Source organism: Stieleria mannarensis (assembly GCF_014154935.1).
Taxonomy (GTDB): Bacteria; Planctomycetota; Planctomycetia; order Pirellulales; family Pirellulaceae; genus Stieleria; species Stieleria mannarensis.
The window spans coordinates 1-855 of record NZ_JACEHH010000180.1 but is presented as its reverse complement, the minus strand read 5'-3'; the positions used below and the strand labels follow the sequence as shown (position 1 = coordinate 855).

General features: G+C 56.1%; 1 protein-coding gene. It reads right to left on the bottom strand.

Annotation, left to right across the window (positions count from 1 at the left end; translation table 11 throughout):
* Positions 1-101: 101 nt before the first annotated feature.
* Positions 102-855 (bottom strand): transposase (locus H1B37_RS32975; RefSeq protein ID WP_220498501.1); only part of this gene is annotated, 754 nt, incomplete at its 5' end.

Here is an 855-nt window from a genome sequence, read left to right as displayed (position 1 = left end):
TTTCCCCCCTGACCCCCGTTCCCTCAAGACACAGCATCCCCACCGTTATTTTTCGTGGGTCGGCTGGCTGGAGGAAACGGGCGGGATGAAAAAACGATCGTTTAACGTCGCCTTGGCGGATCTGGGCCGCTGGCCTGGAGCGATAGCAATCGTTCGAGGTTGAATGCGCTGACCAACCACAGCCACTCGTTTCGCACACGCTGCAGACCGCGGCTGAAGAATTGCCGCGCCCCGTACTTGGCCTTGATTACTGCGAAGGGGCGTTCACCGGGAGAACGACGACGAGCGTACTTGGCTTGTGATTCGGATGATTTCATCTTCTCAGCATGATTGCGACGCTTCGATTCATGCTCGCCGTGACTGACCCCACGAGTCTTGGACTTCGCGCCAAGACATCGAGACGCAAGCGGGCAACCTTGACACGACTCCGCAGAGCTCTGGTAACGGTAAAAGATTCGACGACGACCGTTCTCCATTTGGCTCGTTTGGTGCTGATAAGCAAGTTTCTCGCCGGCAGGACACCAATAACAGTCCTCGTCAGGTTCGTAGATAAATGCGTTCTTGTTGAATCGCTTGATCTTTTTGCCGTCGCGCTTCGTCGTTGAGGCGGGCAGGCGATCCCAGTCCGCTTCGGGCACAGGCTGACGCGGATCTTGGCGATCTGCCGGGTTGTCTTTGCAGCCCAGCTTGATCGGAGAATAGAAGTCGATCTCCAGCTCTTCGCAACGGGCGAGATTCTCGCCAGTGCTCATCATGCCGTCGGCCAACAATTCACCAGGAACCTTGTCCAGGCCGAACGATTCTTTCACGTCCTGGACCGCCGAAATCATGTGTTTGTCTTCATCGGTATGAGCA